Below are 8,274 nucleotides of genomic sequence, written 5' to 3'. Positions count from 1 at the left end.
ATTTCTATGAGTGGAATCTGTTCGTTCTTGGTAAACGTTGGGCTTCATTTCACTTGGCTCAACTTACGGTCCTGGAAAGGATAAGAAATGATGCCGTCAAATATAAGCGAGGAGGGGTATAGGAAATTGCCTAAATGAGCTAAGGTAGCTTATGGGGCTATGTTTTTCCTTGTGATATATTTTATTGTTGGTGGGGTGTTTTTTGGAATTTGGCAGAGATATCACTAAGAGCCTGTTCATAGCATCTGTTCACCGTTGAAGGAAAGTAGGCCCGTAGCTTGGGCTAAGCTTGCGAAGCCTAACGTTTACTGCGAAAAGTGCGATGATCTCCATGGATGGAGTCTATTCGTCCTCGGTAAGCATTGGGCTTCATTTCATTCAGCTCAACCTATGGCCCTATCCTAGTGAACAAGCCTGCTAACAGGACTGCAAGTTTGCCTTATCTAGTATTTTCAGCGCCTCTCTAGCGTCCATGTTTGCAAAAAGTAAGAATCCTTATCATTTCTTGCTACGTCCTGCATCAATCTCTCGCCTGATTTTCCTGCATATCGGCTTTATTTCTGTTCTATATGTTTCTCTATGAAAAAGTAGAAAACGCTCGGCTGCCAAATAGTTTTCTGAATTGAAAATTGATCTCAATTGTACTCATTAGGAATGAGCGCGGGCCTCTGAAAACCAGGCTCTCACGTGCATGCGTTCCGGATTGCCTCGCCCATTTAGCAACAACTGAGACAGGAAGCGCCGCCCATGAAGAAAAATCTCCCCGTGGACAACATTGAATTGTTTTTGCTGCCCCATCGTCCCATCGTCACCAAGACTGATCTGAAAGGCCAGATCACCTATGCCAACCGCGCCTTCATCGACATCAGCGGCTTCAGCGAAGAGGAGCTGATCGGCCAGTCGCACAATGTCGTGCGCCACCCGGATATGCCCGAGGAGGCGTTTGCCGATCTTTGGGACACCATCAAGTCTGGCCGCCCGTGGAAAGGGTTGGTCAAGAATCGCAGCAAGCAGGGGCATTTCTACTGGGTGGAGGCCTACGTCACGCCGATTTGCGAGAGTGGCCGCCCTGTGGGCTATATGTCGGTGCGCAGCGCGCCATCCAAAGCGCAAACGGCGGAGGCCGAACAACTCTATGCCCGCATCAGGGAGCGACGCCAGGCTTTCCCGCAAACGCGTCATGCCACCCCCTTGGCGCTGAGCTGGGCCATGCTGTACGCGCAACTGCCAGCCGCGGCGCTGGCGCTGGCCGCCGCCCTGATGCCCGGCGGCGCCGGGCAGTTAACCTTGCTCATGCTGCTTGCCGTCTGGGTGCCGTTGGCCGGTTATCTGGTCGGCCGCTGGCAGACGCATCCGATAGAAACCGCCCGCAAGGCCCTGATGCGACTGGCGGAAGGCAATTTCAGCAGCCCGATTTCTCCTCTGGGGCTGCGCGAGCCTCGCGCGGTGCTGGAGGAAATGGAAACCTTGCGCATCCATCTGCGGGCTATCCTGGCTGATGTGGTGGCGGGCGCGGAGGATATCAGCGAGGCGGCCAGCGCCACCCATACCGAAGCCGAGTCGCTGAATTCTCGCGGCGAGCATACCCAGGAAGGCATCGTCCGGGTGGCCGCCGCGTTGGAGCAGTTGTCGGTGGCGGTCAACGAAATCTCCCAGGCAACCCGCACCGGCGCTGAATTCGCGGGCCAGGCCACCGAACTGGCCACCCAGGGGGAAACGCAAATGAGCGGAACCCGGCAAGCCGCTCAAGCGGTAGTCAACGAAGTGTCCGGCACGCGCGATACCATCATCAAGCTGGAGCAGTCCGTCGAATCGATCAATACCGTTACCGGTGTGATCAAGGAAATCGCCAATCAGACCAATCTGCTGGCGCTCAACGCCGCCATTGAAGCTGCGCGGGCTGGGGAGCAAGGGCGGGGATTCGCGGTGGTGGCGGATGAGGTGCGCAAGCTTGCCGAGCGGACCGCCGGCAACACGCTGGAAATCGAGCAATCGATAGCCTTCTTGCGCGAGCGTTCGTCGGAGGCGCTGGCGGATGTCAAGGCGGCGTTGGACAAGGTGCATACGGCGGAGGCGACGATACAGGTGGCGGCGCAAGGGCTAGAAGCGATACGTACCGCCAATGAGAAAGTGTCGGAGTCTTCCGCCAACGTGGCCAATATGCTGCGGCAGCAGTCGTCGGCCTCTACTGAGGTCGCGCAGAACATGGAAACCATGAGCCGCCTGACCGAGCAGAATGGCTTCAGCATTTCCAACACCTTGCAAGTCGCCCATAAATTGCACATGACCGCCAGCGACCTGCGCCGGCTGGTCAGCCAATTTGAAAAATATATGTGAAGCGCCGGGGGCTGGTCGCCATGCGTGGCGGCTTCGCCGAGAGGCTTATCGCGTCATTGACGGGATAGGGCTGCAGATACCGTCTTTCACGTCAAGCGGCTCTTGCGTAGTCGGTCCGGTAAGGTTGGCGTGTTTCCAGCCCTGCGGCAGCGAAAAGGGCCGTCCATCAGTTACTGGAACGGGAAGCTCAGCCGCAGATTGAAGGAGTCGCCGCCGACATCGCTGGTTGTGTGGAAGCCGTGGTTGTAGATCGCCATCAGCTTTACTTTGCCTATTTGATAGCCAAGCAGCGGGCCGATGCCGTAGTTGCTGGCGCGGCAGCCGCCGGTCTGCGCGCAGGCCGCGGCGCCGCTGCCGGAGTCATCGCTCAGCTGGTTTTCCTGGTAGCCGCCCAGGCCTATCGTCCATTTGCCTATGGTTTTGGCGACGGTATAGTCGATCGCCAGCTGTTGACCAGACTTGTACTGGGTGTCCGGATTGCGGAAATTGTAGGCGTAGGTGGCGTCCATGCTCAGGTTCCAGCCATTGCGCAGCCAGCTCAGCGCCAAGCCGGGCTGCAGCGTCCAGAAGCCATTGGCGGCGCCGAGATAGGTGCCGTTCGGCAGCCGGCGCGGCGATGAGCTGCCGGTGGGCAGGTAGACCGCCAGGCTGGCTTTGAGGTGAAGGTTGTTGGGCAAGGCCCAGGACAGCTGTCCTGGAACCAGGATGGTGTTGAAGGTGCCCCAGCGGCCATTGGCGGGCAGGCCGTCGCCGCTAAGCGTGGTGTAGTCGATGGGCTGGGCGATGGCCACGGCGTAGTCGGCGCCGAACACCTTGAGTCCGGTCGACCACAGCACTTCCGGCAATTCGATCAGCGCTCTGACCCGCAGGCCGGTCTTGTCGCCGTTGTGGTCGTATTTGTCCACCCAGGTCCAGTAGTTGTTCAGCACGCCATAGACGCCTTTCGGCGGCAGCACGCCCGCGGCTAGGCCTTCGTTGACGCCGCGCAGGTGAGGATCCCACAGTTCTTGCCCATTGGCGCTGAAATGCGGCAATAGGCAGGCGATGGCGACAGATGCGGCCTGCGCGATCATTTTTGATGGTTTCATCCTGAAAGTGTCCCTGTTCGGTTTCGCTTTGTGATTGGCGGCATGCTGGGAAACTGTATGCAGGCCTGGCGTTAGGCAAACTGAGTATAGGCTGCGTATTCCAAAGAGGTGGTGCCTGCTCGCTGGCCATGAACATGGATTGATGGCGGAGGAGGCGTGCATGGATCGGATGCCTCTGAGAGCGGATTTTCCGGCGTGGGCGGTTCGGAAAATGTCGGCAAAAGGAATATCATGTGCCGGAATGCGAATGCGCATGAAAAGCGTTGTAGTTAGGAAACCCGGCCCCGCGCAGGGGGCGGTTGGATAAGTGGAGCATTAATGAGGGAAGCAGGGATGGAGCAGCCGTTGAAGGCTTATCAGGTTGGCGGCAACGATATCGTCGCCGCCGGTTCCGTGGAAGAGGCTTTGGCCGTGCTGGAGGAGCTGGCAGGCGAAACCGATCTGACTATCGGGGATGTCGCTCCGATTGCGGAGGATGAACTGGACGTGCCGGTGGAAGACGAGGAGGGCAACGCCTGTCCCACCATCCGCCAGATGCTGGCCGAGTTGAGCGAGTCGGCCTATCTTTTCGGTTGGGACTGACGGAGAGTGCCGCTCTCAATAGGATGGGGTTGCAGCCAAAACGCCGCCCCGCCTCAAAACCACTGCCCCATACTCCGCCAGAAATCGTCCGGCACCCACAGCAGGGCGGCGGTGGTGAGGACGTAGCGCAGGAATTTGCCGATCGCCATGTAGCACACGCTGGGCCAGAACGGGATGCGCAGCCAGCCGGCCAGGGTGCACAGCGGGTCGCCGATGCCCGGCAGCCAGGACAGCAGCAGCATCGGCGCGCCGCGCTTGCGCATCCAGCGGAAGTAGCGCGGGTTCAGCGCCGGCTTGCCGCTGCGCGGCGGGCGGCTTGCCGATTCTGCATGCGGGTGCGCGTGCGCGCGGTGGCTGCGGCGCAGGCGGTAACGCAGCAGCGCCACCTTGGCGCCGTAACCCATCCACCAGTCGATCATGCCGCCCAGGGTATTGCCCAGCGTGGCGACGGCGATCACCTGCCAGAACATGTCCGGCCTGAGCTTGATGTAGGCGAACACCGCGGGTTCGGAGCCCAGCGGCAGCAGCGTGGCGGATACCAGGCTGATCATGAAAATGGCCGACAAGCCCACTTTGGGCAGGGCCAGGGTTCCGAGCAGCCAGTCGAGCAGTCCTTCCATGGGGCGGGTTTGTTGTTGTGGGTGGCCGTCGATGATAGCACCGGCTGGCCGGGTTTCGCCCCGTGTCGCGTGGCAAGCGCCGCGGCGGCTCGGATGTCCGGCGCGCATCGTGCCGTTTCGCCGTGAAAGTTAGGTCAGGAATTTAGGCCAGTTTGCAGCGCCGGATGGCGCGGGCATGCTGGCCGTTTTCATTTGCTATGGTTAAACGGCATGCGATCAGGCGTCCGGCACGCATAAATATGCTTGGGCATGGCGAATCGAGGGCGGGACGCCTGGTCTTTATCGAAACCTGAAGGGGAGAGACGATGAAATCGTATGGCGCGGAGTTTCTGGGCACTTTCTGGCTGGTGCTGGGCGGCTGCGGCAGCGCGGTGCTGGCGGCGGGGTTTCCCAACCTGGGCATCGGATTCGCCGGCGTGGCGCTGGCTTTCGGTCTGACGGTGGTGACGATGGCGTACGCGATCGGCCACATTTCCGGCTGCCACCTGAATCCGGCGGTCTCCATCGGCTTGTGGGCAGGCGGACGCTTTCCCGCCGGGCAACTCGCGCCGTACATCGTGGCGCAGGTGCTGGGGGGCATCGCGGCGGGTGCGGTGCTGTACGTGATCGCCAGCGGCGGAGCCGGCTTCGATGTGGCCAAGGGCTTTGCGTCCAATGGCTACGCCGAGCATTCGCCGGGCGGCTATTCGCTGCTGGCGGCCCTGGTGTGCGAGGTGGTGATGACCATGTTCTTCCTGTTGGTGATCATGGGTGCCACCGACAAGCGGGCGCCTGCCGGTTTCGCGCCGTTGGCGATAGGCCTGGCGCTGACCCTGATCCACCTGATCAGCATCCCGGTCACCAATACCTCGGTCAATCCGGCGCGCAGCACCGGCGTGGCCTTGTTCGTCGGCGGCTGGGCGGTGCAGCAGCTGTGGCTGTTCTGGCTGGCCCCCATCATCGGCGCGGTGCTGGGCGCGAAGGTGTACCGCTTGATCGCCGGCGAGCCAGAGTAAGCTCCGTTTCTGTTGGCGCATGGAAAAAGCCGCGGCGTTTGCCGCGGCTTTTTTTGTCCGCCCATGCGTCAATCGGCGAGGGTTGCCTGATGCGTTTTCAGCTGCGGCAGGATGCCGGCGACGATCTCGCAGCAGCGCAGCCGGTCGGAAAAGTCGTGGCAGTCGACCGACAGCATGATCTCGTCGACGCCGGTCTCGTCCAGCAGCTTTTGCAGCCCGGTTCTCACCGTTTCCGGCCCGCCGAACACCGCCGCGCCCAGCCATTCGCTGCGGACGGAGAATTCCTCGCGCGGGCTCCACAGGCCGTCCATGTTGTCCACCGGCGGTGGCAGCGGGCGGCGGTCGCCGCGGATCAGGTTGAGGAATTTCTGGTACGGCGTGGTGGCGAGGCGCTGGGCTTTTTCGTCGCTGTCCGCGGCCAGCACCGGGATGCAGGCCATCGCGTACGGCTGGCTCAGCGCGGCGGAAGGCTGGAACAGATGGCGGTACAACTGCAGCGCCTCATGCAGCTGGGCCGGGGCGAAGTGGGCGGCGAAAGCGAAGGGCAGGCCCAGCTGCGCGGCCAGCTGGGCGCCGTACAGGCTGGAGCCCAGCAGCCATACCGGCACGTTGGTGCCGGTTCCGGGAATGGCGCGCACGGCTTGGCCCTGCTGTTCCGGCCCCAGGTAGCCGCGCAGCTCCGCCACTTGCTGCGGGAAGTCGTCGCCGGCGCCCAGGCGCTCGCGGCGCAGCGCGCGGGCGGTGAGTGGATCGGTGCCGGGCGCGCGGCCCAGGCCCAGGTCGATGCGGCCGGGGAACAGCGTGGCCAGCGTGCCGAACTGCTCGGCCACCACCAGCGGCGCGTGGTTGGGCAGCATGATGCCGCCGGAGCCGACCCGTATGCGCTGGGTGTGGGCGGCGATATGGCCGATCAGCACCGCGGTGGCGGAGCTGGCCACGCCGGCCATATTGTGGTGCTCGGCCACCCAGAAGCGGGTGTAGCCCAGTTGCTCGACATGGCGGGCCAAGGCCGCGCTGTCGCGCAGCGCCTGGGCGGCGTCGCCGCCGGCGACGATGGGCGCCAGCTCCAGCATGGAGAGGCGGGGAGATGCGGAGGGTGTCATTCAATTCAGCCTGTGTTGGCGCGCGCGGACGGCGCCGGCGCGGGATGAGGCCAGTATACGGAGCGGCGCCGTTCGTCAGAAGTAGGCACTTTCAGGTGGGATAGTTGCCTTCCGGTGCGTATGGTATGAAAGAGCTGCCTTGAATTATCCGGGTACGGCCATATTTGAGAACGATTCCTGTTTGAGAGAGCAAGCATCATGACGAATCGCAGCAATCTGGACATCGTCCGCGCCACTTACGAAGGCAAATCCGAAGACAACGGCCGCAATCTGCTGGCGGCGCTGGCCCCTGACGCGGAATGGACCGAGGCGGCCGGCTTTCCCTACGCCGGCACTTATGTCGGCCCGCAGGCCATCGTGGAAAACGTGTTCCAGCGGCTGGGCGGGGAGTGGGACGGCTACCGCGCGGCGGTGGATCATTACTACGTGGATGGCGACAACGTGGTGGCCCAGGGGTTTTACCACGGCACCTACCGCGCCACCGGCAAGAGCTTCACCGCGTCCTTCGCTCATGTCTATACGCTGAAGGACGGCAAGATCGTCAAGTTCGAGCAGATTGTGGACAGCGCCAAGGTGTGGGAGGCGATGCGTGCCTGATCGCGTCGCGCGATGAAAAACGGCCAGCTCCGAAGGGAGGCTGGCCGTTTTGTTTTGTCCAGGCGGGTCAGACCGGCTGCAGTTGCTCGCCGACGCCGGCGCGCAGCAGGCGCTTCACGATCATTTTCAGCACCACGCCGTACATGGGCAGGAAGAACAGCATGCAGATCAGCACCTTGAAGCTGTAGTCCACCAGCGCGATCTCCACCCAGTTGGCTGCCATGAATGGATCGCTGCTCTTGTAGAAGGCGATGAAGAAGAAGGACAGCGTATCGCTGATGTTGCCGAAGAACATCGCGGCGGCCGGCGCTACCCACCAGGCCTTGAGCTGGCGCAGCCGGTTGAACACCTGCACGTCCAGAATCTGGCCCAGCGCGTAGGCGGCGAAGCTGGCCGCGGCAATGCGGGCGACGAACAGGTTGAAATGCTCCAGCGCCTGAAAGCCTTGCCACGCGCCCTGGTAAAACAGCGTGGACACCAGATAGGAGATCGCCAGCGCCGGCACCATCGCCGCCAGGATGATGCGCCGGGCTAGCGGCGCGCCGAAAATGCGCACGGTCAGATCGGTGGCCAGGAAAATGAACGGGAAGGTGAACGCTCCCCAGGTGGTGTGGAAGCCGAAGATGGTGATCGGCAGCTGCACCAGGTAGTTGCTGGAGGCGATGATGGCGATGTGGAACATCGACAGCTGTATCAGAGCGGACAGGCGTTGCCGGTCGGTAAAGGCAAACATTGGTGCATCCTTTTTGCTGAATGGGGTGAGGGAACCCAGTGAACACCCGCCGGAGGCCCGGGGCCCGGCGACAGAGGGGCGTGATGATACCGCTTTTTGTCTATACCTGAAAATATTTCTGCAAAATCAAGGCGGTCGCTAGCTGATATCTGAATGGCGGCATGCGGAATGACTTGTTGTTTGTTGGACAAAGAAAGCTATAAATATTCTAAGTAAATT

Annotated in this window: 8 protein-coding genes; 4 read left to right on the top strand and 4 right to left on the bottom strand. The window is 61.6% G+C overall.

Features of this window, described 5'->3' with window-relative positions; genetic code table 11:
* The first annotated feature begins 747 nt into the window (after nt 1-747).
* Nucleotides 748-2,337, top strand: coding sequence for a methyl-accepting chemotaxis protein (locus ACY3GB_RS04365; protein ID WP_463087668.1), 1,590 nt, complete (start codon nt 748-750; stop codon nt 2,335-2,337).
* Between the two features lie 170 nt (nt 2,338-2,507).
* On the opposite strand, the gene ACY3GB_RS04360 is transcribed toward ACY3GB_RS04365, so the two are convergent.
* Nucleotides 2,508-3,425 (bottom strand): SphA family protein, encoded by a 918-nt coding sequence (locus ACY3GB_RS04360; protein ID WP_463087667.1) that lies wholly within the window; start codon nt 3,423-3,425, stop codon nt 2,508-2,510.
* Nucleotides 3,426-3,743: 318 nt separating this feature from the next.
* On the opposite strand from ACY3GB_RS04360, the gene ACY3GB_RS04355 reads away from it, so the two are divergent.
* Nucleotides 3,744-4,007 carry a hypothetical protein gene (locus ACY3GB_RS04355; RefSeq protein ID WP_463087666.1) on the top strand — a complete coding sequence of 88 codons (264 nt, stop codon included), beginning with the start codon at nt 3,744-3,746 and terminating at the stop codon, nt 4,005-4,007.
* A gap of 53 nt (nt 4,008-4,060) precedes the next feature.
* Here ACY3GB_RS04355 and ACY3GB_RS04350 read toward each other — a convergent pair whose 3' ends face one another.
* Nucleotides 4,061-4,627 carry a YqaA family protein gene (locus tag ACY3GB_RS04350; protein ID WP_463087665.1) on the bottom strand — a complete coding sequence of 189 codons (567 nt, stop codon included), beginning with the start codon at nt 4,625-4,627 and terminating at the stop codon, nt 4,061-4,063.
* Nucleotides 4,628-4,932: 305 nt separating this feature from the next.
* Between ACY3GB_RS04350 and aqpZ the strand changes: the two genes are divergently transcribed.
* Nucleotides 4,933-5,622, top strand: a complete 690-nt coding sequence (aqpZ, locus tag ACY3GB_RS04345; RefSeq protein WP_463087664.1) for an aquaporin Z — start codon at nt 4,933-4,935, stop codon at nt 5,620-5,622.
* 68 nt (nt 5,623-5,690) lie between these two features.
* On the opposite strand, the gene ACY3GB_RS04340 is transcribed toward aqpZ, so the two are convergent.
* Nucleotides 5,691-6,725: an LLM class flavin-dependent oxidoreductase gene (locus ACY3GB_RS04340; protein ID WP_463087663.1), complete on the bottom strand. Its 1,035-nt coding sequence runs from the start codon at nt 6,723-6,725 to the stop codon at nt 5,691-5,693.
* Nucleotides 6,726-6,923: 198 nt separating this feature from the next.
* Between ACY3GB_RS04340 and ACY3GB_RS04335 the strand changes: the two genes are divergently transcribed.
* Nucleotides 6,924-7,322, top strand: a complete 399-nt coding sequence (locus ACY3GB_RS04335) for a nuclear transport factor 2 family protein (protein ID WP_463087662.1) — start codon at nt 6,924-6,926, stop codon at nt 7,320-7,322.
* A gap of 67 nt (nt 7,323-7,389) precedes the next feature.
* Here the strand turns inward: ACY3GB_RS04335 and ACY3GB_RS04330 are convergent, their stop codons facing one another.
* Complete coding sequence (locus tag ACY3GB_RS04330) at nt 7,390-8,055, bottom strand: 7-cyano-7-deazaguanine/7-aminomethyl-7-deazaguanine transporter (protein ID WP_463087661.1); 666 nt, start codon at nt 8,053-8,055, stop codon at nt 7,390-7,392.
* Between the last annotated feature and the right edge of the window lie 219 nt (nt 8,056-8,274).

The sequence above is a fragment of the Chromobacterium sp. Ag138 genome, assembly GCF_055181315.1.
Note: the sequence above shows the minus strand (reverse complement) of the source record. Positions and strands in the feature narration are given on the sequence as shown.